We start from the raw sequence: 24,537 nt of genomic DNA on the forward strand, positions 1-24,537 counted from the left end.
CCGCCGCGACGAAACCGTTTTGCAGAATTGACGCAAATCTCCTGAAACGGCCGCTGGGTACATCTCCTGCCAACGAGGCGCCGAACGGGCGCTCATTTACAGGCGCTCAAACGGAGATTCCCATGATCACCCTCGCTTCTTTCGAACGAAAAATTCGCCGTGCTGCCGTCGCAATCGGCGCGCTCCTTGCCGGCGCATTCTCCTTTGCCCATCCGGCAGCCGCAACGCCGCTGCCGCTGTTTCCGTTCTTCATGGCGCCGCCGGTCCAGAGCGAGCCTGCGCCCTATGTGCAGTCGCCGCAGATGGATGACGAGCGCTCTGCCATCGAACAGCCCGCGCGCTTCAGGCGGCAGATCGTCAACTATCCGACCCGCGAGGCCGCCGGCACGATCATCGTCGATACGCCGAACACCTATCTGTATTACGTGCTCGGCAACGGTCAGGCGCTCCGCTACGGCATCGGCGTCGGCCGCGATGGTTTCACATGGTCCGGCGTACAAACCGTGACTCGCAAGGCCGAATGGCCGGCATGGACCCCGCCGGCTGAAATGATCGCACGCCAGCCCTATCTGCCGCGCCACATGGCCGGCGGCCCCGGCAACCCGCTTGGCGCCCGTGCCATGTATCTCGGCGGCACCATCTATCGCATCCACGGGACCAATATGCCGGAGACCATCGGCACGCAGGTGTCGTCGGGCTGCATCCGCCTCACCAATCAGGACGTGTCTGATCTGTATTCCCGCGTCACAGTCGGCACCAAGGTCGTCGTGCTGCCGATGGATCGCCGTGCGGACAGCGCAAGCGGCAAGCGTGGCTAAAGTCGGGCACGGTTCATAACTGGCGCGCGTCACCACAGCATTGTAATGTCCCCGCGTTTTCGAGCGGGGACATCATGCGTCTGAAACCAATTCTGATCGGCGCGGTGCTGGTCGCCGTCTTTTTCGTGGTCGCACTCAAGGTGATGGACTATGTGGCTCCGCGCGGCACCGGATCGGCGCCGGTGCTGGTCGCATTGCCGCCACTGCCACCCTCACCCGCACGCAGTTCAAGCATCATCGCGCCGGTCGCCATTGCACTCACCGCGATCCGCGATGCCGCCGATCGCGGCGCACCGCGCAGCTTCAACGGCACGGCTGACAATCCTGTACAACAACTGCTGCAAGATGCCGATATCAGGTGGACGGCCGCACGCGGTCCGATCGGGGCGACCGGCGCGCAGGACACGCTGACCATGTCCGCCCCACTGACCGGCACGCTCAATGTCACCGGCGCCATCTCGACGAATGTGCGCGATGCGCTGGGCGGCGCGCTCGGCAACCTGCTCGGCGGCAATGTTGCCAAGCAGCTTGGCAACATCAACATCAAGAACGTCAATGCCAATGCGGAAATCCGCGGCAATGTGGTGGTCTCGGCACAGCCGCGGCTGACGCCGAATTGGCGGATCGACCCGAACCTGACCGCTCAGGTGACACTCGGCGATACCAACGTCGCGGTCGCCGGTGCCCGCATCAATGTGCCCGCGCAGGTCAAGCCAATGATCGACAATGCGGTCAACGAGCAGATCATCGCCCTGCAGCAGCGCCTGCGCAACGATCCCGCTTTCGAACAGAATGCCCGGCGCGAATGGGCCAAACTCTGCCGGTCGATCCCGCTGCAAGGTGCGAGCGCATTGCAGAACCTGTTCATCGAACTGAAGCCGACGCGTGCCGTCGCCGCCCAGCCGCGCATCGATGCCAGCAATTTGACGCTGACACTCGGCGTCGAGGCCGAAACACGCGTGACCTCAACACAGACGCAGCCAAATTGTCCGTTCCCCGCCACACTCACCATCGTGCCGCCCGGCCCCGGCAAACTCAGCATCGGTGTGCCCGTGGACATGCCTTTCACTGAACTGAATAAGATCATCGAGGCGCAACTCGTCGGCAAGACATTCCCGGAAGACAATTCCGGCGCGGTCGCAGTGACGGTGAAGAAGGCAACTGTCTCGGCATCCGGCGACCGCCTGCTCATCTCGTTGCTGGTGAATGCCAAGGAGAAGCAGAGCTGGTTCGGTCTTGGCGGCGAAGCAACCGTCCATGTCTGGGGCAAGCCTGCGCTCGATCAAGCGGCACAGACGCTGCGCTTTACCGATCTGGAACTTGCCGTTGAATCAGAAGCGGCCTTTGGCCTGCTCGGCGCGGCAGCTCGTGCAGCCATGCCATTGCTACAGAAGACGCTGGCCGAACGTGCGACCATCGATCTGAAGCCCTTTGCCTCGAACGCGCAAAAGAAGATCGCCGCCGTCATCGCCGACTTCCAGAAGAACGAAAACGGCATCCGCGTCGGCGCCGAGATCAGCAGCCTCCGCCTTGGCGGGATCGCCTTCGATTCCAAAACACTCCGGGTGATCGCGGAAGCCGATGGCGCCATCAATGTGAATGTGACGGCCTTACCGGGGCTGTAGATTCAACGCGATGACGCGGTGAAGGGCGCACCCGCAAAACGGGCGCGCCCTTATCGTCAGCTTACTGGTTCTTGAGCTTACTGGTTCTTGGCTCGCGTTATCACAACGTGACGCAAAAAGCCTTACATCGCATACTTGAACTCAGGCATCGCCTTCAATTGATCCTTGCTGGCGCCGCTGAGCACCGCATGGTCGGGGTACCAGGGATTAGCCTTGGCGGCTGCGGGAGCTGCACCCGAGGTGGCTGCACCCGTGGTCATGCCGCTTGGGGGCGAGGTCGACTTCATGCCCGACGAACCGCCAGTTGAAGACGCCATTGTTGCGACCGGCTCGTTCACGAATTTGATCTTGTCATAAGGCACGGCGATCAGGCGTTCGCCGACACCGAGGAAACCACCGACGCCAATCACCACCGCCTTGATGTTCCCCTGCTTGTCGGTCAGGAGATCGTTGATCGAGCCGAGGCTCTCATTGGCTTCGTTATATACGCTCAGACCGACCACCTTCGATGTACGCCAGTTGCCATTGAACGTCGTATCAGATGCGGTGACCGGCGCAGCTGCCGGGGCTGTGGTTGTCGTAGTTGCGCTCGGGCTCTGCGCCAAAGCTGCGGTTGCCAGCAACGCCGAACCAACGATACCAGCCGTCATGTATTTCTTGAACATATGTTCCTCCTGTCGTTGTGGGTCGTCCAAAACCAACGCGGAGGTACAATGACTGTTCCGGTTCCACCGAAATTGGTCGTTAGAATTCGCCCCAATAGGGTGCGACGCCGTAGTGGCGATGCAGCGCTTCTTCCTGCGACCTGTCGCCCCAGTCGAACTCGCGTTTCTCGGTGAATGACGGCGCGCTGCGCAATTCCTCTTCGCTGATATCAAGTTGATACGCGTCGAGCGTGCGATTGAAGGTCAGCCGCGCCCAAGGCAGCGGCAGCAGATTCGAGCCGAGACCGAGAAAGCCGCCGAAGCTCAGAATCGCGTAGGACACTTTGCCGCTGATCTTGTCGATCATCAGACGTTCGATATGACCGATGCGTTCGCCATTCGGACGTCGTACCGCCGTTCCCTCGATCCGGTCGCTCGCAATCAGGCTATGCGGCTTCGTCATGACGTCGGGAGTCATTGTCGCCTCCATAAATCAATTGAAGGGGTAACAATGCCCGGACGTGCTCCTTGTTCCGGCAATAGCGCGAAAGTGACCTGCACAAAAGAAACCACCACCTTTCCCTTGCGGGAAAGATGGTGGCGTCAGCCTGGTCGTAAGCGTCGCGGTCTTCGTATCAGGTCTGGTAGTCGATCAGCAGGGCGGTGAATGACGCCTTGCTGCTGGATGCTGTAGCGCTGGTGCCGCTCGCGCTGTAGGAGCTTGAAGACGAGGCCTCCAGCGATTGCTTCAGCGAGTCCAGGAACTGCTTCATGATATCGGAGATACTGGTCGCACTGTCCGTATCATCGGTACTGTCGGTACTATCGGCGCTATCCGACGGCGGTGGGCCGCCGGGTCCACCGCCAGGAGGTGGACCACCGGCACCGCGAGCGCCGCCTGCTCCACCCGGACCGCCATCGGCGAAGGCCGACTGGAACACGCCCTGCAATTCGGTGGCCTGGTCCGAGGTCAGCTTGCCGCTGGACACCTGGGCACTGATGAGATCGTCGATCTTCGATTTCATCTCGTCCGGCGACGGCCGGCTGCCGCTGCTCTGGCTCGAACGGTCGGCCTGCAGCGACGAGTCGATATCGGTTAAAGCAGAGGACAGCGCATCCTGATCGCCGCTGCTGATCTTTCCGGAGGAAAGCTCGGCCTGCAGCTCCTGCTGCAGTTTCTGAAGGGGGGATTGGTAGGAACTGCTGGACGCAGCCGAGATAGAGGTCATGATCTGCTCCAAGGTGCTTGCTTAGTGCTCGCAACTTGCGGTTAACCTTCTTAACGAGGTCTTGTTATTGCCTTGCTGACATGTTGCGGTTTGTTGCGCCTCAGCCACCAGCAATAGTCCGAAACAAAAAACTTCTGCAGCCCGCGCCGATCCCGGCCAAAAGAGTTCGCATGGCAAACGTACCGAACATCCTGGTCGTAGAAGACGACCGCGAAACCCGTACGCTGATCGCGAAGTATCTGCGTACCAATTCCTGCAACGTCACCACCGCTGCCGACGGGCGCGAGATGGAAAAGGTGATGGCCGACACCCGTGTCGACCTGCTGATCCTCGACGTGATGCTGCCCGGCGAAGACGGCCTCAGCCTGTGCCGCAAGGTGCGCGCCGAGTCGCAACTGCCGATCATCATGCTGACCGCGCGCGGCGAAGACGTGGACCGCATTCTCGGCCTTGAAATGGGGGCCGACGACTACCTGCCAAAGCCCTTCAATCCGCGCGAATTGCTGGCACGCATCAATGCGGTGCTGCGCCGACAGGCCACGGCGCTCAATGCCAGCGCCACGCCGAACGCCACGGCGCTGTCATTCGCCGGCTGGCAGATCGACCTGCGCCTACGCGAATTGCGTAATCCCGAAGGCGCGCGCGTCGCCATGACCTCGGCCGAATTCGATCTGCTGCGCGCCTTTGTCGAGCGCTCCGGTCGGGTACTGTCGCGCGACAGCCTGCTCGATCTCACGCAAGGCCGCAGCGCCGGATCGTTCGAACGCAGCATCGACGTGCTGGTCAGCCGTATCCGCCGCAAGATCGAGATCGACCCGCAGGACGCGCAAATGATCAAGACGGTGCGTTCGGGCGGCTACATGTTTACGCCGACGGTGGAAGCGGTCGCGACGGCGACGACCAACTAGTTTCATCGAGATGTTCAGCGTCCTCAATCTGCGTCGGATCAGCGGCCAGATCACCGCCCTGGTGGTGATGTCGATCGTGGCTATCCACATCGTTCTCTCGCTGCTGTTCACGCTGATGAGACCGGACCCGAATGATCAGGAGCGGGATCGTGGCCACGGCGAGTTGATCGCGATTGTTCGCTTGCTGAAAGCAACACCGATCGCCGATCGCCCGGAACTTCTGGTCAATCTGAAAAACGCCTTTCCTAAATTCGACATCCGGCCAGTCCCTCGGGATGCAACGGTCACAACCGACAATGGCCCCGACTATCCGCGTCACAGCTTACGCCGGCTGCTTGGTTCCGACGCGCGACTGCTGACGATCGGTGGCGCGCCGGACCGGATCGGGGTCACCCTCCCGGACGGCGACATGTTCTCCTTCAGTAGTCTGCCGGAGCGACGACCAGGCTTCTTTCTAGGCGGTCCCTGGGTTCTCACGTTTCTGTTCGTGGTGATCAGCCTGACGCTGCTGGGCCTGTGGGCGGCCCGCATGCTGTCCGCGCCGCTTTCGGCCTTTGCCAAGGCAGCGGAAGAGTTCAGCCTGAACGGCTCGGCTGAGCCCCTGCCCGAGCGCGGCCCCGAAGAAATCCGATCGGTGGCACGCGCGCTGAACCGGATGCGCGAGCGCATCGGCACGTTGATCGACGACCGCACCAAGATGTTGGCCGCGATCAGCCACGACCTGCGCACGCCGATCACCCGGCTGCGTCTACGTTCGGAATTCATCGAGGACGACGGCCATCGCCGCCACATGCTGCGCGACCTCGACCAGATGCGATCGATGCTCGAAGCGGTGCTCTCGTTCCTGCGCAACGACCGCCGGCTGGAAGAGATGACGCTGACGGATATCGCCACAACCCTGCAGCTGATCGCCGACCAATTTGCCGACATCGGGCATATGGTGACCTATCAGGGCCCCTCCCATGCCATGGCGATGGCCCGGCCCGACGATCTGCATCGCGCAGTGACCAACCTGGTCGAGAACGCCGTGAAGTTCGGCTCGGAAGCGAATATCTCTCTGACGATGTCCGAGGGCGGCGCCATCATCGACGTCGCCGATGACGGTCCTGGCATTTCGGACGCACAAAAGAGCGCGATGCTGCAGCCCTTCGTGCGCGGCGACGACGCCCGCAACATGGATCATGAAGCTGCCGGCTTCGGCCTCGGCCTGTCGATCGCCCGCGCCGTAACGCTGGCCCATGGCGGCGAACTGACACTGCTGGATCGTCAGCCGCGTGGCCTGATCGTCCGCATCACGCTGCCGGCACGCGATACGGACAGAGCCGCAGCGTAGCGCTCAGTTCGCCTTCACCGCTGGCGCAACGCTGTGGACCGCACCCGGCTTGCGCAGATGGATCGTAGCGATGTCATCGCTATAGACCTTCTCCCAGCCGTCAACGCGGTCGAGCAGCTTGGTCGCCGCGCTCTGGGTTCGCAGCAAGGTCGCCTCGATGTCGTAATCCTTCAGCAGCCGGAACAGATTGTCAGGCTCCATCAGGCCGCTGGCATTGTTGTGATCGACCATCAGCTTCGTGCCGAACAATTCGGTACGGCCATCGATGAAGGTCGGCACGCCACGCGCAATCAGATAGCCGCCGAAATCGTAGTCGTTGAACACGCGGCTGAGCTTGAGCCTCTGGAGCTCAGTCACCGCCTTTGCGGGCGCAGCCGCTTCGAGCGGCATGTAGCGCTGCACGGACGCCAGTACGAACGTTCCGGCAACCAGGCAGATCGCGATCCCCGCGAACAATAAGCTGCGCTGCGGCGATACTTGATTGGTCTCTGCCCGCTGCGGTCCGCCGATCTGCAAGCCAAGCGGCGTCGCCAGGACCATCGGCGCCAGCAGCGCCAGCACTTCGGCGTTGCGCACATGACTGAGCGCCATGAACACGAAGCCAATCACGAGCACGATGCGCATCGGCGGCAGCGTGATGCCGCGCCACAGCGCCAGCGCGAACGCTGCCAGCACGGTCAGTTCCAGAGGCCCGGCATGATTGAAATTCGCAGGCCGCCATTCGCCGATCAGCGCCAGCGCTTCACCGAGATTGAGAATGCGACGCGACGCCAGTAGCGAGTCCCAGCCATAAGGCGTCACGCAACTTGCTGCCAACGCGGCAATGCCGAACAGCGCCCAGCGCAGCAGCAGCGCGCGCTGCATCGTCTTCGGTGCATGCCAGATCGCATCGATGCCGATCGGACCGATCAGCGCCAATCCGAGAATGAAGCCGCCGTGCAGATTGGCCCATAGCACCATCAGTGGCAGCAGCCAGAAGGATGGCACGCTTTTGCGATCCATCGCATTCACGAGACCGGCGACCCATGCCACCATCACCGGCATCGCCAGCAGATGCGGCCGCGCAACAACATGCCCCGCCATCAGCGCCAGTGCCGTCGCGACGAAAATGATCGTCACCGTGGCCGGCAGGCGCTTATCGAGAAAGCGCGCCAACAGCGCCATTGTCACAGCCAGCGCAGCGACAGCAAGCACCACCACTCCGGTCCAGCCAGCGCCGGCATAGGCGACCGCGTAGAGGACCTGCGACAACCATTGGGTCGAGATCCATGGCTGGCCGTACATCGTGAACGAGTAGATATCGGTCGTCGGCACCGCATGGTGATCGAGAATCCACTGCCCGACTGCGATCTGCCAATACGCATCCGGATCTCTCAGGAGGGCGTTGCCCGCCGCGAGCCACAGCGTATAGACCGCAATCCCCGCCCAGAGCGGGAGCAGCCCGTGCATCGTTTTGCGCGTTACGACGGGATGGGTGGCGGACATCGTCATGCTCGGCATGCCCCTGGAAAGTCGCAAGAAAAGCGCTGGAATACCGCAGCAAATCACGACAGGGCATAATTTGGGGTAAATATCGGGCGGAACTCGCGAATCTGGCCTACAGAAAGACTCAATTCGAGCCCTCATCTCGGATAATTGAATCGGATGGTTTAGGCCGTCTGAAAGACTGCCTCCGCTACTGCGGAGGAACGAAGTTTTCGAGACCATTCATGAAACGCATTTCTCTGTCCCTGGCGACGATTCTGGCTGTTGCCGCTCTTCCGCAACTGGCATCCGCACAGCAACGTGTCGACTACGACGCCATGGTTGCCACCCATGCCCAGGCCAATGGCGTGCCCGAGGCGCTGGTGCATCGTGTGATCGTGCGCGAAAGCAAGTATCACCCCAATCTGATCGGCCGCGGCGGCACCATCGGCCTGATGCAGATCAAGCTCGCGACCGCGCGCGGCGTTGGCTACACCGGCACCGCCGAAGGCCTCCGCGATCCCAACACCAATCTCACTTACGCGGTGAAATATCTCGCCGGCGCCTACCGCGCCGCGAACGGAAATCACAACCGCGCGGTGTCCTACTATGCCGGCGGCTACTACTATGCCGCCAAGCGCCAGCGCCGTGACGTTTCCGCGCCGCCGCATCAGCCACTCTTCGCCAAGGACGCCGAGCGCCTGCACCTGCAGAACACGGCCAATGCTAACGCGCAGGCTCCGAAGCCGTAATTGTGCGTGATCGGGTGGAATCCCAAGGGATTACACGTCAAGGGATTCCCGGGGCGCGTTGACACGCCCATCCATAGGTTTACATTAGAGTCGTTCCGAGGGGGGCTCCGACGAGGAGCTGAGATACCGCAAGCTTGCACTTTTCCTGTTCCGGAAGAGACGCGCGAGACCGCGGTGACCCTTTGAACCTGATCCGGGTCATGCCGGCGAAGGGACAGGGATGTTTCAGACTACGCAATCTCCGCGCGGGGACTCTCTCGTGGCGGGTCAATCGATATCAATCATTGGCGCTGGCATTGCCGGCGCTTGGCAGGCGTTGATGCTGGCTAAGGCCGGTCACGCTGTGACGCTGCACGAGCGCAGCGATACCAGCATGCGCGACGCCACCAGCCATTGGGCCGGCGGCATGCTGGCGCCGTGGTGCGAAGCCGAAGTCTCCGAGCCTGTGGTCTCCCGCCTCGGCCTACGTGCACTCGATCTGTGGCGCGAGGAATTGCCTGACACACCGTTCAACGGATCGCTGGTCGTTGCACATGCGCGCGATCGCGCCGATTTCGAACGCTTCGCGAAAATGACCTCCGGCCATACGCGGCTGGATGCAGCAGGCGTCGCCGAGATCGAGCCCTCGCTCGAAGGCCGGTTTCGCGACGGGCTGTTCTATCCCGGCGAAGGCCATGTGGAGCCGCGCCGCGTGCTGCCGCAACTGCATGCGCGGATCACCGCCGCCGGCGGCATCATCAAATACAACAGCGAGCAGCAGCCGAAAGATCTCGACGGTCTGGTGATCGATTGCCGCGGGCTTGCGGCACGTGATGATGCCAGCACGCCGAAGCTGCGCGGCGTCAAAGGCGAAATCATCATCGTCGAGACAGATGAAGTACAGCTGTCGCGCCCGATCCGCCTGATGCATCCGCGATGGCCGCTTTACGTGATCCCTCGCGCGGACAATCGCTTCATGCTCGGCGCGACCTCCATCGAAGGTGAGGACACCGGTGTCAGCGTGCGCTCCGCGCTCGAATTGCTCGGCGCTGCCTATGCGGTTCATCCGGCCTTTGCCGAAGCGCGCATTCTCGAATTCGGCTCGGGACTTCGTCCGGCCTTTCCCGACAACCTGCCGCGCATTGCGATCGACAAGAACACGATTGCGGTGAACGGCCTCTATCGCCACGGCTTCCTGCTGGCGCCTGCGCTGGCGGAGCTGACGCTCGCTTATGTGCAGCGTGGCGAGATCGACAACGAGGTGATGCAATGCAAGTGATCGTCAATGGCGAGCACCGCGAGATCGAGGCGTCGCATGTCGGTGCGCTGCTGCAGGAACTGGACTACGAAGGCACGCACTGTGCCATTGCGCTGAATTTCGACGTGGTGCCACGCAGCGCATGGGCGCAGACGCCGCTCAAGGCTGGCGACGAGATCGAGATCATCACGCCACGGCAGGGAGGGTGATTCCTGATGGTGAGTTTCTACGGCAAGGAATTCAAATCACGGTTGCTGATCGGCAGCGCGCTCTATCCGTCGCCCGCGATCATGCAGGACGCGATCCGCGCCTCCGGCGCCGGCATCGTCACCGTGTCGCTGCGGCGCGAGTCCGCCGGCGGCAAGACAGGCGATGCGTTCTGGTCGCTGATTAGAGAACTCGACGTCACCGTGCTACCGAATACTGCGGGCTGCCGCAGCGTGCGCGAAGCGGTGACGACGGCGAAGCTGGCGCGCGAATTGTTCGGCACGTCCTGGATCAAGCTCGAAGTGATCGCCGACAATGACACGCTGCAGCCCGATGTGGTCGGCCTCGTCGAAGCAGCAAACATCCTGATCAAGGACGGTTTCGAAGTATTCCCCTATTGCACCGAAGATCTCAGTGTCGCGATGCGTCTCGTCGATGCCGGCTGCAAGGTGGTGATGCCATGGGCGGCGCCGATCGGCAGCGCACGCGGCATCATCAATCGCGATGCGCTCAAGCTGATGCGCGACCGCCTGCCCGATATCACGCTGGTGGTCGATGCCGGTTTGGGCGCGCCGTCACACGCCGCCGAAGCGCTTGAGCTCGGCTATGACGCCGTGCTGCTCAACACCGCCGTCGCCAAGGCCGCCGATCCCGTCGCCATGGCCAATGCGTTCCGGCTCGCCGTCGAGGCCGGCCGCATTGGCTATGAAGCGGGCCTGATGGGCGCGCGCGACTTCGCTTCTCCTTCCACTCCAGTCATCGGGACACCGTTCTGGCATGCCGTATCCTGACCGTTTCTATCCCGTCGTCGACACCGTAGCCTGGGTGAAGCGCCTCACGCAGTTGGGCGTCGGCACCGTGCAGCTTCGCGCCAAGGATCTCGACGACGCAGCGGCGACCACGCTGTTTCGCGAGGCGCTGACCTTGACCAACGGCACCAAGACCAAGCTGGTGGTCAACGACTACTGGCGCGTCGCCATCGACCTCAAGGCGCAGCATCTGCATCTCGGCCAGGAAGACCTTGCCGAGGCGGACGTTGCCGCGATCCGCAAGGCCGGCATCACGCTTGGCCTCTCGACCCATGACGAGAACGAACTGGAAACCGCGTTGCGCGCCAATCCGGATTACGTCGCGCTCGGGCCGATCTTCTTCACGACGTTGAAATCCATGCGTTTCGCACCGCAGGGCATTCCGAAAATCTCGGTCTGGAAGAAGCGCATCGGCACCCTGCCGCTGGTCGCGATTGGCGGCATCAAGTTCGAACAGGCCGAAGAGATCTTTGCCGCTGGCGCGGATTCCATCGCCGTCGTCAGCGACGTCACCCAACACGCAGACCCTGACGCACGCGTCCATCAATGGCTTGGCGTGTCCGCCAAAGCCGCCTGACATTTCAAGAACGACAACGGAGGATTAGTCCATGAACATCCGCTCCAATCCCGACACCACCCTGCCCGCCGTCACCACCGGCAACCTGCCCTCATCGCGCAAGATCTACGCGATCCCGGAGAGCGCGCCGGACCTGCGCGTCCCGCTGCGCGAAATCATGCTCTCCGAAGGCGCCGGCGAACCGAACCTGCCCGTCTATGACACGTCGGGTCCCTATACCGATCCGGACGTGCTGATCGACGTCAATAACGGCCTGTCCCGCGCGCGTCTCGATTGGGTCAAAGAACGCGGCGGCGTCGAGGAATATCAGGGACGCGAAATCAAGCCGGAAGACAACGGCAATGTCGGCGCAGCCCATGCTGCAAAATCGTTCAAGGCCTATCACAAGCCGCTGCGCGGTGTCGGCGATGCGATGATCACGCAATATGAATTCGCCCGCGCCGGGATCATCACCAAGGAAATGATCTACGTCGCCGAGCGCGAGAACCTCGGCCGCAAGGTCCAGCTCGAGCGCGCCGAGGCCGCGCGCGCCGATGGCGAGAGCTTCGGTGCCGAAGTGCCGCTGTTCGTCACGCCGGAATTCGTGCGTTCGGAAATCGCTAGGGGCCGCGCCATCATCCCCTGCAACATCAACCACGCCGAGTTGGAGCCGATGATCATCGGCCGCAACTTCCTCACCAAGATCAACGCCAATATCGGCAACTCCGCCGTGACCTCGTCGGTCGAGGAAGAAGTCGACAAGATGGTGTGGGCGATTCGCTGGGGTGCCGACACCGTGATGGACCTCTCGACGGGCCGCAACATCCACACCACCCGTGAATGGATCCTGCGCAATGCGCCGATCCCGATCGGCACCGTACCGATCTATCAGGCGCTGGAGAAGTGCGACGGCGATCCGGTCAAGCTAACCTGGGAGCTCTACAAGGACACGCTGATCGAGCAGTGCGAACAGGGCGTCGATTACTTCACCATCCATGCCGGCGTGCGTCTTGCTTACATCCATCTCACCGCCAACCGCGTTACCGGCATCGTCTCGCGCGGCGGCTCGATCATGGCCAAGTGGTGCCTCGCGCATCACAAGGAGAGCTTCCTCTACACCCACTTCGACGAGATCTGCGATCTCATGCGCAAGTATGACGTGTCGTTCTCGCTCGGCGACGGTCTGCGTCCCGGCTCCATTGCCGATGCCAACGATCGTGCACAATTCGCCGAACTGGAAACCCTTGGCGAGCTCACCAAGGTGGCATGGGCGAAGGGCTGCCAGGTGATGATCGAAGGCCCCGGCCATGTGCCGCTGCACAAGATCAAGATCAACATGGACAAGCAGCTCAAGGAATGCGGCGAAGCGCCGTTCTACACCTTGGGGCCACTGACCACCGACATCGCGCCGGGCTACGACCACATCACTTCGGGCATCGGTGCCGCGATGATCGGCTGGTTCGGCTGTTCGATGCTCTGCTACGTGACACCGAAGGAGCATCTTGGCTTGCCCAATCGTGACGACGTCAAGGTCGGCGTCATCACCTACAAGATCGCGGCGCATGCGTCTGACTTGGCCAAGGGTCACCCCGCCGCGCAGATGCGCGACGACGCGCTGTCACGCGCCCGTTTCGACTTCCGCTGGCAGGATCAGTTCAATCTCGGCTTGGACCCGGAAACCGCCGTCGCCTATCACGACGAGACGCTGCCGAAGGACGCCCACAAGGTGGCGCATTTCTGCTCCATGTGCGGGCCGAAGTTCTGCTCGATGAAGATCACGCAGGACGTGCGCGACTACGCGGCAACCCTCGGCGACAACGAGAAGGCCGCACTGAACCTCGGCGGCACGGCGACGATGGGCATGTCCATGAGTGGCGTGATCGAGGATGGCATGGCCAGCATGAGCCAGAAGTTCAAGGACATGGGCGAGCAGGTCTATGTCCAGGCGGAAGCGGTGAAGGAGAGCAACAAGGCGTTGTAGCATTCAGATGCATCCGGAAATCACAGCTTCATGAATAGTGAGACAAACAAGGAAAAGCGCGGTTGGCGTGAAAACGCCCTCCCGCTTGCCGCGCTTTTCATCTCGTTGGTATCGCTTATTGCTGGGATTTACTCCCAGTACGTCGAGAGACGCTACAAAGAGCTGTCCATTGAGCCTCGCTTGCTTGAAAATCGATACCCCACTGGCCTCTACGTGCGATTTCAGAATAAGGGTGTGGGTCCTGCAGAAGTAACGCGCATAATCTATTCGACGGGACAGCGTTGCTACGACCTCAGAATGGATAATCAGGAAACGTGGCCGACTAATTTCAACGAGATCGTCTTAGAATCTATCGCTAGCTTTGCGGAGAACGTATTTTCAACCGTACCTGAGGGATTTCCTCGAAATGGCCACTTCAGAGTACGTGGTTTAATGCCAAGCACAATTTTAGCTGTTGGCGAAGATTCCGAGTTCTTTTCACTCTACGATGCGCAACAAATATTTGCTGCGATCGGTAAAGAGAAAACGTCGATCGTCCTTGGCAGGTTTGGTGAAGAGAAGCTTCCTTTTGGCTTTGAGTATTGCTCACTTACCGGGAAAACCTGCTCGGGGATCAATATGAGTTATGTTAGAAACAAATGCTCGATTAAGAACTAGCAAGCGTAGCCCGCATGATCGTAGCGACATGCGGGGCAGCCCTTTAGCGCAGCAATCCCCGCATATCGCTGCGCTCATGCTGGCTACGACGCCTAAGACTAAATCTGTGATGACCTCAACCACGACCAACGCCATGATGGCGGCATAGCTCCATGCGAGGACCACTCTGGCTGCGCTTGCGCCTATTTCCTATCTTCGCCGCCATCACGAAGCATGCCACTTGCTCGGCGTTGGAGACCTCATCGATGATTTCTTTTCGCGCATTCGTTGTTGCTGCCGGTGCGGCGCTCACACTGACATCCATCAACAACGACCGCGCCTCCGCGCAATCCTCTACCGCCACCGAAAAGCTCAATGCCTAGGTCGGCCGCATCAATCGGCTGTCGTCGCGCGCGTTCGACTCGCAGGTGCGCCATTTCAGCTGGGCACCGAAATCCGGCGCACCCCGGCACGGAACCGATCGTCTACGGGCTCTACAAGATCTCCGCAGCAGTGTGTGTTAACGTCCATCACTGAACGACGACACGGTCGGTGGAGGCCACAACCATGCATCACCTTACGCCTCTCTCTGGAATCGTCGGCGGCGCGCTGATCGGGCTCGCTGCCTCCATGCTGATGCTGCTGACCGGACGCATCGCCGGGATCAGCGGCATTTTCGGAGGGCTACTCCAGCCCGGTGCCGGCGATCGCGGCTGGCGCATCGCCTTCGTCGCCGGACTTCTGGCAGCGCCCCTGCTCGCTTCGCTTTCGGGCACACCATTGCCAGCACCAGCGATGCCGGCGAGCCTGATCGTCATCGTTATCGCCGGGCTTCTGGTCGGTTTCGGCAGCCGCATGGGCGGCGGCTGCACATCCGGCCATGGCGTATGCGGTATCGCACGCCTGTCAGCACGTTCAATCGTCGCCACAGCGATCTTCATGGCCGCAGCGATCGCCACGGTCGCCGTCGTGCGTCACGGTATCGGAGGCTGATGCAATGCTACTTGTTTTCGTCAGCTTTGCTTGCGGTCTCGTGTTCGGCATCGGCCTCCTGATCTCGGGCATGACGGACACCGGGAAAGTACTCGGCTTCCTCGATATCTTCGGGGCTTGGGACGCGACGCTGGCTTTCGTGATGGCCGGCGCAGTCGCGGTCACCGGTCTTGGCTTCGCACTGGCGCGGCGGCGCGGCACACCTGTCCTTGCCGCAAAGAACCTGTGGCCGACACGCAGGGACGTCGACACACCGCTGTTATCGGGACCACGCTGTTTGGGATCGGCTGGGGCCTCGTGGGGCTCTGTCCTGGCCCCGCGCTGGTCAACCTCGCGGGGCTAGGCCGTCCGGTGATTGTGTTCGTCGTCGCAATGGCGGTGGGCATGCTCGGTCACGATGCATGGGGCACACGTCGCACGCTCATGCGACAGATCGAGAAAGCGTAGATTGGGTAACGGCCTGAACCAATCGTAACCTTGAAAGCGACCAATGCAGTACCCGCGGCATGGCGTCATAATCGGCGATCACTGGCTGTGCTCGCACCACTCCCCTATCCTCACTGACATCAAAGGCACGCGCGTCCTCTGCGCTTATCGAAATGCCGGGTTCCAAGGCGCCAAGGGCAGACAAAGCGACTTTCTTTGTTGCAAAACTCTGGCGGTACATCCAATGGTACCCATTGATTAACCTTTCGTTAACCAATCGCGCCCAACCTGCCGCAACGCAACGGCTGGGGGCTGTTCGTTCTCGATGTTGTTGCTTCGCGCAACGAAGCAGGCGTTGATCGGGAGATACCCATGATCCAGGAATCCCTTTACGAGTCCCTTCGCCGCCCGCGTGACGATTCGCCGGCTGAAATGGACATGTTTGCCCCCTCGTCAGATCCCAGCGAGGTCGTGACGATGCTGATCGGCGCGACTGTCCATGAGGTCGAACGCGAACTGATGCTACAGACGCTGGCGCGCTGCGACGGCAACCGCACTCATGCCGCCCGCGTGCTTGGCGTCTCCGTTCGCACCATGCGTAACAAGATCAAACAGTATTCAGCGGATGGGGCCGACGTGCCGGCGCACGGCTAGCTGATGGCGCTATTGCTGGAGCGCGTCGGTATCCAGCACCCATGTGGAGCCCAGCAGCCGGCCTTCGGTCTGCATCTCGACATCGACCAGATGCGCCTTCGGCTCAAAGCCGCGAATTCTGACAGTGAGCGGCCTGGTGAACTGCCATGCCTCGCGCGCCTGCAGCAGGCCCTCCTGATACGACGCCAGAGCTTTTGAATCGCCGGCTTTCTTCAGTGCCTGCCATCGCGCCAGATTCGGGCGATCCTCGAACCAGATCGAATCCGGTTTCACCTGCATGGACGCCCCTAGGCGTATCTCGCCGGCATGCGTTGCGCTCGTGAGGGCCAACAAGGTCAGCAGCGCCAGATAGGATTTCATATGTCGTCGCCCGTTGCCCTGATGAGAGCGTAAGTCGCCGCGGATCCCGTTCCGGTTCGACAGGGCTCGGCAATTCGCGGGCGCACTTTGCGTAGACCTGCTACGCTGGCCCGTCACACATGAGCGCGAGGCCTGATCATGCCCATCCAGCACTTCCCGCCCCCTCCCGGAATCAAGGCGCCGCCGCTGTCCTATGCGGCGCGGGTCGGCGATCTCCTGTTCGTCTCCGGCATTCCCGGTTTCGACGCTGATGGCCAATTGCCGGAACACTTCGAGGCGCAGTTCGGATTTGTGGTGCGCACGATCAAACGAGTGCTGAAGGATGCAGGCACCGACATCTCGCACCTCGTCAAGGTCAACGTGCTGCTGACGCGCGCGTCCGACGTGGCTCCCATGAATGCTCTGTATGCCGAAGCCTTCGGACCACCGCCCTATCCGGCGCGCACCACTTGCGTGGTTCAGGCGCTGCCCAATCCGGCAATGCTGATCGAGATCGAGTGTATGGCTTCGCTACCGTAACGACGCTCATCGGCCGGCCATCGCATCCTTCACCGTCTCGCTGACGAAATCGGCGGCGCGGCGGAACGCTGTGTCGGTATCGCCGCGGAAGGTGACGGCGCGACGCATCACCAGCTGCTCGCGCTCGACATCGAACAACTGCACCTCGCCCCATTGCACCAGCGTACTCATCTTGCGGATGCCGCCATAGACCAGGTAACGCGCCCCGTCGCGCCGCGCTGCGGCGACGAGATCGTCGGGCGCCATGCTGATGGCAGTGCAGGCGGGCTGCGGACATGCCGGGCGCACCACGCGGTAGTCGCGCTGCGCCAGCCCGTCGCGCAGCAGTGTAGCGAAGATGGTCATGCGGTCGCGATGCTGCGCGGACTGGTCGGCCTCCTCGCCCGAGGTGTCGCTATAGTCGAAATCGGCCACCGCGACAGCGAGCTGTCCGGCAGCCGCGGCCGGCGCAGGTGCCCCCAGCAGCGCCACAGCGCCACACAGCAACCACAGAACCTGCCCTCTCCGCATGTTCTCCTCCCTGATCTTTTGTTCGCCGCCACGCCAACCTGGCGCGGGTGCCGGCAGGTCAAGCGACAGCCGATGCTAGTCCGCATGTGGTGAAGCGCAACCGGCAATGTCTGTGGTGGCATGGCAGCAGCGGCGAATTGAAGCCGTCATCCATCCCCTGTTAAAAGCGGCCGGACAGAATCAATACGGAGTGTGAGGCGTGGCAAAAGAAACGATCAGCCAGACCGGATTACGCGGCCCCCGCGGCGAACCGGGACTTCCCGGACCGCAGGGCCATCCCGGACGGCCGGGGCCGGACGGCGCGCAGGGCAAGCCGGGCCTGGCCGGCAAGGCCGGCGCCAATGGCAAGCCGGGGCCGCAGGGCAAGCGCGGCGAAGCAGGCCCTCAGGGTAAGGCTGGCGCCGACGGCAAGCCTGGTCCGATCGGACCGCAGGGCAAGGCCGGGCCGCAGGGACCACGGGGTGAACAGGGCCTTCAGGGCAAGCCGGGCGTGCAGGGTGAAGCCGGGCCGCGCGGCGAGCAGGGTCCTCCCGGCACGCTGCCGAGCCTCGAGCAGATCATGCCGTGGCTGCACATGGTGTTCGACGCCTGGGAAGATCACCGCCAGATGCGCCTGCGCGAAGCCCAGGAGCGCGAAGAGGCCCTGCTGCGCGAGCAGCAGGAAGCCGTTGAACGTGTCGCCGCGATGATCGAGGCCGAAGCCGCCATCGCGGACGAGTCCGATGAAACCGACCACGGCAAGAAAAAGAAGAAGCGCAAGAAGAACAAGGACGACTAGCACCGCTGCGTCGTTCGATACGGACGCGCGACAACAGATCAGGCGACGCGCCGCAATGCCGGCCCGTCGCCTTTACTTTTTACATGGTCCGCTGCGGTGCGGTCTGCAGCAGCTCCTGAAGCTGTTGCTTATAGAATTTAGCACCGCCCGTAGTGAGATGACCACGGGTCTCGGTGCTTGCCGGGATCAGCAGCATCTTCGCGTTTTTGATCCGCTTCAGCGCGGCATCCATCAACCCGGTCTCCGGCGGATTGCGCTCGTCATCGGCAGCGTTGATCGCGAGCACGGCGGATGTGATCTTGTCCAGACCTGCTGATGGATTGTAGTCGCGCGACGATTCCCACTGATAGATGAAATCATTTGCATCGGCGACAAATGGCGCCTTGAGCCGGTCATCGACATTCTTGTCGGCGGCCTCGCCGGTCGGCGCCAGCATCTGATAGGCTAGCGTGCCGCCGGCTGTCGCGATGCCATACATCACGCTGGCAAATTTGATCATGCCGGGCTGCGATGTGTAGTTGCCGGCCTTGTAGTCTGGATCGGCGCGCACGGTCTCGATCATCATGCGCCGCATCATCCAGTTTCGCGCGCTCATCTCGGTCGGTTGCGATGCCATCGGCACCAAGGTATCCATCATATCAGGATATTTCGTGCCCCAGATCCACGCATGCATGCCGCCCATGGAATTGCCGATCACCATCCGCACATGCTTGATGCCGAGCCCTTCGATCAGCAGCCGATGCTGGGCATCGACCATGTCGTCGTAATTGTACTTCGGAAATGCGGTCTTCATCCCATCAGAGGGCTTCGACGATTTGCCGTGGCCGAGCGCATCGGGAATGATGATGTAGTATTTTGCGGCATCGAGCGGCTGGCCCGCGCCGAATAACTCGCCCGCAAAAGCGGGCGTCAACATGCTCTGCGCCGAACCGCCGGTGCCATGCAGCACCAGCACCGGCTGGCCGCTCGGCTCACCCACCGTCGTGTAATGCAGCTTCAACTCCGGCATCACATGGCCGGTATGAAACTTGAAATCCTTCGCGATCCAGTCGCCCTGCTTTGGCGCCGGATAATCAGCGGCGAACGCGGTCACGGCAGCAAGCGAAGCACATGTCACGACAGCAGCAGCGCACAACGCGCGCATAGAACGGCTGGGCATCGTCATCCTCCCCGGCGCAGCCATTTGATCAGGCCGCTTGACACAGATGCTAGCATGGCAGCGCGAGCCAGCAGACCAACAGATCGATACTGCAGCGCAGCGATCCCCAGCTCGTCGCGCCGGGTATAATCTTTGGGCAGGCGTCGCCGCCATAGCTCGGGCTTAATCATCGCAAGAATCCGAGTCGTCCCGTGCGGCACCCGGCGTCCGCGCGTGATGCAATACCGTGAGGTTCGCATGCGGGGATTGATTCAAGTGGTGCTGCTGGCAGCGCTTACCGTGATGGCGACGACCGCTCACGCCATTGATCGCGGCCAGTTCAGCGATGTGCCCGACGATATCCGGAACTGGTTCAAAAGCGTCATCAGCCCTAATGGCGTGCCGTGTTGCGATATCTCCGACGGCCATCGCACCGAATATGACGTCCGCAACGGCGCCTATTGGGTGCCGATCGAAGGCATATGGACGGAGGTGCCGAGGCGCGCCGTGATCCGCGATCGCGGCAACCCCGTTGGCGAAGCTGTCGTCTGGTATGTGCGCCATCGCGGCGAGATCATCATCAGCTGTTTCGTTCCGGCTGACGCCGCATGATGACGATCACGAAACGGTGCCAGGGTGCGGCCTTGCAATCCGCAGGCAATCGGGCCCAATTTGAGGCTAATTCTGCGCGCGGCGCGTTAGGTCACTCTGGCCCCGCCGTCACCTCGCCGCGGGCACTACAGGATAAAGAGAGACTGATATGACGGAAGTGACCTATGTGATCGTCGAGCATGATGGCGGTTGGGCCTATAAGGTTGGCGCCGTCTTCTCCGAGCCGTATGCGACGCACGCACTCGCCACCGCAGCCGCCAAGCGCGCCGCGGCCGAGCAGAGGGTGCCGGGACGCACCGAGGTGATTGCCTATGAGGACGAAAAAGGGCAGTGGCACGAGGAAACTGCCTCGGGCAGTGATCGTCCCAACACCCACATCATCGACAAGGCCTGATCGCGAAGACAGGTGAATGATCCAACTGACGTCAACGCGTCCAATGGCGCCGGCCATTGCCGTATCTCGCCATGCCGGAGAAGTTGTTGCTCGTCACGCCCGCCTGGGTGCCTTTCGCGCGCGAACTCATCATCGCCAGCGGCGTCATTGAAATCGCGGCATCGCTTGCACTCGTGACACGCATACGGTTGCGTTGGTGGGCCGGCGTCATCAATTGGCCCGGGCCACACAAAGACGCCACAGGCTCATAGCGAACGGGCCAAATCGGCAAGCAACATTCGTTAGGGAGTCACATGGTGACTCCGGCGTCGGTTGCGGTGCTGTCTGCGCGACTTTTCCGCAAGGCGCCACTATGCTAGTTTTGCGTTATCAAATCATATCGGGGGAGCAGACGTGACCGACGTCGCAGCAGACGAACTCCGCACCATTTATCCAACGCCGCATCCGCGCGTGATCGCCAAGGCGCGACCGACGCTCGATATGCACTCCAGCAAGTTCATCTCGCTGTCGCCGTTCTGCGTGCTTGCTTCGTCGGGTCCCGACGGCACCGTCGATGCATCGCCGCGCGGTGGCGGCGTCGGCTTCGTGCGGGTCGCCTCGCCGACCGAATTGCAGATGCCGGACCGTCCCGGCAACAACCGCATCGATACGTTCCAGAATCTGATGGCGGGCAGCGGCCATGTGCAGCTGATCTTCTTCGTTCCGGGCATCGACGACACCTTGCGTGTCAGTGGCGTCGCCAGGCTGATTAAAGATCCGGAACTGATGGCGTCGATGGAAGAGTTCGGCAAGCTCCCGCGCGCGGTGTTGAGCATCACAGTGACCGAAGCCTATTTTCATTGCGGCAAGGCGCTGATGCGTTCGAAGCTGTGGTCGCCGGAGGTGCAGGTGAAGCGCTCGGTGATGCCGAGCATCTCCGAAATGGTTCACGATCAGACGAAACTCGGTGAACCGATGACTCAGGAACAGATCGACGTCGCCTATCGCCAGCAGTTGTAGCTCGTCGACCTCGTCCGGATCCAAAAGGAGCTCCGGCAGCCGCGGCCATCTACGCACAACCTCTATTTGAAATTATCACTTAAGGTTGTATAGCCACGACGCTTGGGGAGAGCGTTGTGCGTGGCGTTGCGTTGATCCAGCTGATGACGGTCGCAGGCCTCATGCTTGGCGGCTGCATGCGTGATCCATTCGTAACGGAGCGGGACGAAACCTATGCAGGCGAATGGCTAATCCCGCACCAGATCGACCGCATTACCGGGGCCGAACTACCGAGCGCCTATGTCTTTGCCGAAGCGTCAAACAGCAATGTGGATTTTCCACGCGTCTCATCATTGCTGCTGACATGCATCGACGGCGCGCCGTTGATCCGCTTCGCCTTTGATTTCAAGATCGGCAGCAACCGCAACACGGTGCTCGGCTATCGCTTCGATGGAAAACCTGGTCACGACGACGTCGGCTCGCGGGTGGTGCGGGGAAACCAGATCATCGTCATTGAAGACAGGGCAGAGATCGCAACCTTCGTGGGCGAGCTTGCCGGTGCGAAGACGTTGTACGTCCGGATCAGGTCGATCAACGGGGGCCGAACGGCCGTAGAATATCCGCTGGATGGATCGACTGCGGCGATCCGCGCGGCATTCTCCAAATGCGATATGCCTAAACCGCCCCTGCCGGAACAGGGGCGGACGACATTGTCCGGCGTCTATTGAGACGCCGCAGATGATCCAGGCTTAGAACTCGCTCTCAAGGCCACCCATGTGCTTCTGGGTGTAGAGATCGATGCCGATCCGCTCGATCAGATCGAGCTGGGTTTCGAGGAAGTCGATGTGACCTTCCTCGTCCTTCATCAGCTTTTCGAACAGATCGCGCGAGACGTAATCCTTGACGCCGTGGCAATAGGTGGCGGCTTCTTCATAAAGCGTGCGGGCACCGATTTCGGCAGCGAGATCGCATTCGATGATTTCCTTGACCGTCTGGCCGATGCGCAACGGATCGAGAACCTGCATATTCGGGAAGCCGTCCAGAAAGAGAATGCGGTCCGTAAAACGATCCGCGTGGTTCATCTCTTCAATGGATTCCTTGCGCCACATCTTGGCCATGTCGACCAACCCCCAGTGATTCAGGAGCCGGAAGTGCAGCCAATACTGGCTGATCGCGGTGAGCTCGCTGCGCAGGCCCTTGTTGAGGAATTCGATGACCTTCGGGTCGCCCTTCATGATGTTCTCCTGTCTGCTGAACCCGTCCGAAACAGGCCCTCGTCTGAATTTAGAATGCTTCTAAATCAGATTCAACGACAGGACAACCCTTCTTTGCTCAATTCGGCAAAGGGCGTGGAAAAGCTGGAAAGCTGTTGAATTTATAAGCGCTTAGGCTGCCGCTTCGATCGAGGCAATATCTGCCAGTTCGATATGCGCATGAGTCTCGGTGTGAGACTGCCCGTGGGCCGCTGTATGCGGGCATCCGGCACAGCAGGACTTGGCGCAGGCGCCCAGCGCTTCGTCCATGATCTTCTTGATCGTCCGTACGCACCGTCCGCACTGGGCGCTGCAACCGAGGCATCCATAGACCTGCCCCGGCGTACGCGGCGGACGCGCTCCGGCAACGGCACTACGGACATCATGGTCGGAAAAGACGTTGCAGGAACAAACGATCATGAGATGAAGGCGAACTCGCAGGTCAGGACCCCTCTTGGATATGTAAGAGGCCGCCCCGATGCAAAAGGAAAACGCCGACTTTGAAGCTATTCCAAACTACTGATCGCATGGAAGAAATTGGAACGAATCTAAAATTCGTCTGAGCGCTCGCAAGCGCCATGATCGGAGACGGCTAGCCGACAGATGCCCCTATCCAGTAACCGCCTGCAGCGCGGCATGCCCTTGGGGAGGGTCGCGAACCTCCGTCCGGAATGGCTTTAATATCAAGATGTAACCTGGATCGCGCGGTCCCGTTCATTGATCATTCAAGTGAAGTATGAAACTTTTCGCGTCAGGCAGCGCTATGTGTGAGCGAAGCCCGATTGAGAAAGGGAATGCCATGAAGAAAACTCTGATGGCCATTGCCGCCGTTGCCACCCTGGCCGTTTCCGCCATGGCTCCGACATCGGCAAGCGCGCAGCACTGGCGTGGACATGGCGGCGGTGGCGCGGTGGCTGCAGGTCTGATTGGCGGCGCCCTGCTTGGCGGCGCGATCGCTGCCGGCTCGGGATACTATGGTCCCGGCTACGGCTATTACGGCCGTCCTGCCTATGTGGCCGGCCCGGGCTATTATGGCGATTGTTTCTGGCAACGTCAGCGTTTTTGGGACGGCTATGGCTGGCGCATTCGCCGCGTCCGCGTGTGCGGCTGAGATCGTACGATCTCCGGGATCATGTGATCTCTGAGATTACTGTGATCTCCTGTCACGCATCGGAAACCTACGACATTTCCAGTGCGTGATGCTTGCAATGGCCCGAAAAAACCGCTTTTTCGGATCACTGACTGGCTAACGTTTACATCGAATTGACGGTTGGGCGCTTCTAAGTGAGGCCGTCAGTTCGAATCGCAGCGTGAGTAGACCTTTAACCGTGCGTCGCTTGCGGCGCCCTTCTGGAGAGACTTGAGATGAAGAAGACGATTTCCGCCTTGCTCGCCGCCGCGACGGTTGCCGGTTCGCTGGTTGCTGTTGCGCCTGCCGCAAAGGCCGACGGTGGCCGCATCGCCGCTGGCGTTGCCGGTGGCCTGATCGGTGGCGCTCTCCTCGGTGGCGCCATTGCAGCCAGCCGTCCGGCTCCGGCCTATGGCTACGGCTACGCCCCCGCTCCGGTTTATGTCGAACCGGAATGCCGTGTCGTCCGCCAGCGCGTCTGGGACGAATATCGCGGTGTCTGGCGTTCGCGCCCGGTCGAAGTTTGCGATTGATCTGATCTGATGACCGCGCATTCGCGCGCACGATCCAAATTCAAAACCCGGCCGTTTACGC

The 24,537-nt window shown here is 61.3% G+C and carries 30 protein-coding genes, 1 pseudogene and 1 riboswitch; of the genes and pseudogenes, 22 read left to right on the plus strand and 9 right to left on the minus strand.

Annotation, left to right across the window (positions count from 1 at the left end; genetic code table 11):
- Positions 1-122 precede the first annotated feature (122 nt).
- Both AB7951_RS18925 and AB7951_RS18930 read left to right on the plus strand, forming a co-directional pair.
- A complete protein-coding gene (locus tag AB7951_RS18925) occupies positions 123-818 on the plus strand; it encodes a L,D-transpeptidase (RefSeq protein WP_089267363.1) in 696 nt (231 codons plus the stop codon).
- A 74-nt stretch (positions 819-892) separates the two neighbouring features.
- Positions 893-2,443, plus strand: coding sequence for a DUF4403 family protein (locus AB7951_RS18930; protein WP_120289027.1), 1,551 nt, complete (start codon positions 893-895; stop codon positions 2,441-2,443).
- Positions 2,444-2,565: 122 nt separating this feature from the next.
- Here the strand turns inward: AB7951_RS18930 and AB7951_RS18935 are convergent, their stop codons facing one another.
- From AB7951_RS18935 to AB7951_RS18945, 3 genes are all read right to left on the minus strand, one after another.
- Entirely contained in the window at positions 2,566-3,108 is a 543-nt protein-coding gene (locus AB7951_RS18935; protein WP_120289026.1) for a PRC-barrel domain-containing protein, read from the minus strand.
- Between the two features lie 79 nt (positions 3,109-3,187).
- Positions 3,188-3,565 carry a PRC-barrel domain-containing protein gene (locus AB7951_RS18940; protein WP_120289287.1) on the minus strand — a complete coding sequence of 126 codons (378 nt, stop codon included), beginning with the start codon at positions 3,563-3,565 and terminating at the stop codon, positions 3,188-3,190.
- Between the two features lie 157 nt (positions 3,566-3,722).
- On the minus strand, positions 3,723-4,316 hold the full coding sequence (locus AB7951_RS18945) for a hypothetical protein (RefSeq protein ID WP_089267575.1): 594 nt from the start codon (positions 4,314-4,316) through the stop codon (positions 3,723-3,725).
- A gap of 170 nt (positions 4,317-4,486) precedes the next feature.
- Here AB7951_RS18945 and AB7951_RS18950 point away from each other — a divergent pair, with 170 nt between their 5' ends.
- Entirely contained in the window at positions 4,487-5,224 is a 738-nt protein-coding gene (locus AB7951_RS18950; protein WP_089267366.1) for a response regulator, read from the plus strand.
- Positions 5,225-5,234: 10 nt separating this feature from the next.
- Positions 5,235-6,557, plus strand: a complete 1,323-nt coding sequence (locus AB7951_RS18955; protein WP_120289024.1) for an ATP-binding protein — start codon at positions 5,235-5,237, stop codon at positions 6,555-6,557.
- 3 nt (positions 6,558-6,560) lie between these two features.
- Here the strand turns inward: AB7951_RS18955 and AB7951_RS18960 are convergent, their stop codons facing one another.
- A complete protein-coding gene (locus tag AB7951_RS18960) occupies positions 6,561-8,048 on the minus strand; it encodes a hypothetical protein (RefSeq protein WP_120289285.1) in 1,488 nt (495 codons plus the stop codon).
- A gap of 218 nt (positions 8,049-8,266) precedes the next feature.
- Here AB7951_RS18960 and AB7951_RS18965 point away from each other — a divergent pair, with 218 nt between their 5' ends.
- The 10 genes and pseudogenes from AB7951_RS18965 to AB7951_RS19010 all read left to right on the plus strand — a co-directional run bounded on the left by AB7951_RS18965 (position 8,267) and on the right by AB7951_RS19010 (position 16,272).
- Positions 8,267-8,773 (plus strand): lytic transglycosylase domain-containing protein, encoded by a 507-nt coding sequence (locus tag AB7951_RS18965; RefSeq protein ID WP_120289023.1) that lies wholly within the window; start codon positions 8,267-8,269, stop codon positions 8,771-8,773.
- Between the two features lie 88 nt (positions 8,774-8,861).
- Positions 8,862-9,006, plus strand: a riboswitch (TPP riboswitch).
- Positions 8,994-10,031, plus strand: a complete 1,038-nt coding sequence (locus AB7951_RS18970; protein ID WP_120289022.1) for an FAD-dependent oxidoreductase — start codon at positions 8,994-8,996, stop codon at positions 10,029-10,031. It overlaps the preceding riboswitch by 13 nt.
- Positions 10,022-10,219 carry a sulfur carrier protein ThiS gene (gene thiS / locus AB7951_RS18975; protein ID WP_068732274.1) on the plus strand — a complete coding sequence of 66 codons (198 nt, stop codon included), beginning with the start codon at positions 10,022-10,024 and terminating at the stop codon, positions 10,217-10,219. The genes AB7951_RS18970 and thiS overlap by 10 nt, the downstream gene beginning before the upstream one ends.
- Positions 10,220-10,225: 6 nt before the next feature.
- Complete coding sequence (locus tag AB7951_RS18980; RefSeq protein ID WP_120289021.1) at positions 10,226-11,008, plus strand: thiazole synthase; 783 nt, start codon at positions 10,226-10,228, stop codon at positions 11,006-11,008.
- Positions 10,995-11,603 carry a thiamine phosphate synthase gene (locus AB7951_RS18985; protein WP_120289020.1) on the plus strand — a complete coding sequence of 203 codons (609 nt, stop codon included), beginning with the start codon at positions 10,995-10,997 and terminating at the stop codon, positions 11,601-11,603. The genes AB7951_RS18980 and AB7951_RS18985 overlap by 14 nt, the downstream gene beginning before the upstream one ends.
- 31 nt (positions 11,604-11,634) lie before the next feature.
- Entirely contained in the window at positions 11,635-13,563 is a 1,929-nt protein-coding gene (gene thiC / locus AB7951_RS18990; protein WP_120289019.1) for a phosphomethylpyrimidine synthase ThiC, read from the plus strand.
- A gap of 30 nt (positions 13,564-13,593) precedes the next feature.
- Positions 13,594-14,220, plus strand: a complete 627-nt coding sequence (locus AB7951_RS18995; RefSeq protein WP_120289018.1) for a hypothetical protein — start codon at positions 13,594-13,596, stop codon at positions 14,218-14,220.
- A gap of 546 nt (positions 14,221-14,766) precedes the next feature.
- The gene (locus AB7951_RS19000; protein WP_120289016.1) at positions 14,767-15,192 is read left to right on the plus strand and encodes a YeeE/YedE family protein; all 426 of its coding nucleotides are present in this window, start codon (positions 14,767-14,769) and stop codon (positions 15,190-15,192) included.
- Between the two features lie 70 nt (positions 15,193-15,262).
- A pseudogene (locus AB7951_RS19005) lies at positions 15,263-15,639 on the plus strand (DUF6691 family protein).
- 411 nt (positions 15,640-16,050) lie between these two features.
- Positions 16,051-16,272, plus strand: a complete 222-nt coding sequence (locus AB7951_RS19010; RefSeq protein WP_089267375.1) for a helix-turn-helix domain-containing protein — start codon at positions 16,051-16,053, stop codon at positions 16,270-16,272.
- Between the two features lie 9 nt (positions 16,273-16,281).
- Here AB7951_RS19010 and AB7951_RS19015 read toward each other — a convergent pair whose 3' ends face one another.
- Positions 16,282-16,632: a hypothetical protein gene (locus AB7951_RS19015; RefSeq protein WP_120289014.1), complete on the minus strand. Its 351-nt coding sequence runs from the start codon at positions 16,630-16,632 to the stop codon at positions 16,282-16,284.
- A gap of 138 nt (positions 16,633-16,770) precedes the next feature.
- Here AB7951_RS19015 and AB7951_RS19020 point away from each other — a divergent pair, with 138 nt between their 5' ends.
- Complete coding sequence (locus tag AB7951_RS19020) at positions 16,771-17,151, plus strand: RidA family protein (protein WP_120289013.1); 381 nt, start codon at positions 16,771-16,773, stop codon at positions 17,149-17,151.
- A gap of 6 nt (positions 17,152-17,157) precedes the next feature.
- Here AB7951_RS19020 and AB7951_RS19025 read toward each other — a convergent pair whose 3' ends face one another.
- Entirely contained in the window at positions 17,158-17,661 is a 504-nt protein-coding gene (locus AB7951_RS19025; protein ID WP_120289012.1) for a DUF2380 domain-containing protein, read from the minus strand.
- A gap of 199 nt (positions 17,662-17,860) precedes the next feature.
- Between AB7951_RS19025 and AB7951_RS19030 the strand changes: the two genes are divergently transcribed.
- Entirely contained in the window at positions 17,861-18,439 is a 579-nt protein-coding gene (locus AB7951_RS19030; protein WP_120289011.1) for a collagen-like triple helix repeat-containing protein, read from the plus strand.
- A gap of 79 nt (positions 18,440-18,518) precedes the next feature.
- Here the strand turns inward: AB7951_RS19030 and AB7951_RS19035 are convergent, their stop codons facing one another.
- Positions 18,519-19,583 carry an alpha/beta fold hydrolase gene (locus tag AB7951_RS19035; RefSeq protein ID WP_120289010.1) on the minus strand — a complete coding sequence of 355 codons (1,065 nt, stop codon included), beginning with the start codon at positions 19,581-19,583 and terminating at the stop codon, positions 18,519-18,521.
- 252 nt (positions 19,584-19,835) lie between these two features.
- On the opposite strand from AB7951_RS19035, the gene AB7951_RS19040 reads away from it, so the two are divergent.
- The 4 genes from AB7951_RS19040 to AB7951_RS19055 all read left to right on the plus strand — a co-directional run bounded on the left by AB7951_RS19040 (position 19,836) and on the right by AB7951_RS19055 (position 22,289).
- Positions 19,836-20,189, plus strand: a complete 354-nt coding sequence (locus AB7951_RS19040; protein ID WP_120289009.1) for a hypothetical protein — start codon at positions 19,836-19,838, stop codon at positions 20,187-20,189.
- Positions 20,190-20,337: 148 nt separating this feature from the next.
- Positions 20,338-20,583: a DUF2188 domain-containing protein gene (locus tag AB7951_RS19045; protein ID WP_068732250.1), complete on the plus strand. Its 246-nt coding sequence runs from the start codon at positions 20,338-20,340 to the stop codon at positions 20,581-20,583.
- Between the two features lie 393 nt (positions 20,584-20,976).
- Complete coding sequence (locus AB7951_RS19050; protein WP_120289008.1) at positions 20,977-21,582, plus strand: MSMEG_1061 family FMN-dependent PPOX-type flavoprotein; 606 nt, start codon at positions 20,977-20,979, stop codon at positions 21,580-21,582.
- Positions 21,583-21,713: 131 nt separating this feature from the next.
- A complete protein-coding gene (locus tag AB7951_RS19055; protein WP_439062628.1) occupies positions 21,714-22,289 on the plus strand; it encodes a hypothetical protein in 576 nt (191 codons plus the stop codon).
- 21 nt (positions 22,290-22,310) lie between these two features.
- Here AB7951_RS19055 and bfr read toward each other — a convergent pair whose 3' ends face one another.
- Both bfr and AB7951_RS19065 read right to left on the minus strand, forming a co-directional pair.
- Positions 22,311-22,796: a bacterioferritin gene (gene bfr / locus AB7951_RS19060; RefSeq protein ID WP_068732242.1), complete on the minus strand. Its 486-nt coding sequence runs from the start codon at positions 22,794-22,796 to the stop codon at positions 22,311-22,313.
- 150 nt (positions 22,797-22,946) lie between these two features.
- Positions 22,947-23,234 carry a (2Fe-2S)-binding protein gene (locus AB7951_RS19065; RefSeq protein ID WP_068732239.1) on the minus strand — a complete coding sequence of 96 codons (288 nt, stop codon included), beginning with the start codon at positions 23,232-23,234 and terminating at the stop codon, positions 22,947-22,949.
- A gap of 379 nt (positions 23,235-23,613) precedes the next feature.
- Between AB7951_RS19065 and AB7951_RS19070 the strand changes: the two genes are divergently transcribed.
- Together AB7951_RS19070 and AB7951_RS19075 are read left to right on the plus strand one after the other, a co-directional pair.
- Positions 23,614-23,925, plus strand: a complete 312-nt coding sequence (locus AB7951_RS19070) for a hypothetical protein (RefSeq protein ID WP_068732237.1) — start codon at positions 23,614-23,616, stop codon at positions 23,923-23,925.
- Positions 23,926-24,179: 254 nt separating this feature from the next.
- Positions 24,180-24,476 (plus strand): hypothetical protein, encoded by a 297-nt coding sequence (locus tag AB7951_RS19075; RefSeq protein ID WP_068732235.1) that lies wholly within the window; start codon positions 24,180-24,182, stop codon positions 24,474-24,476.
- Positions 24,477-24,537: the final 61 nt, after the last annotated feature.

The organism is Tardiphaga sp. 285_C5_N1_2 (assembly GCF_052076065.1).
GTDB classification, from domain to species: Bacteria; Pseudomonadota; Alphaproteobacteria; order Rhizobiales; family Xanthobacteraceae; genus Tardiphaga; species Tardiphaga robiniae.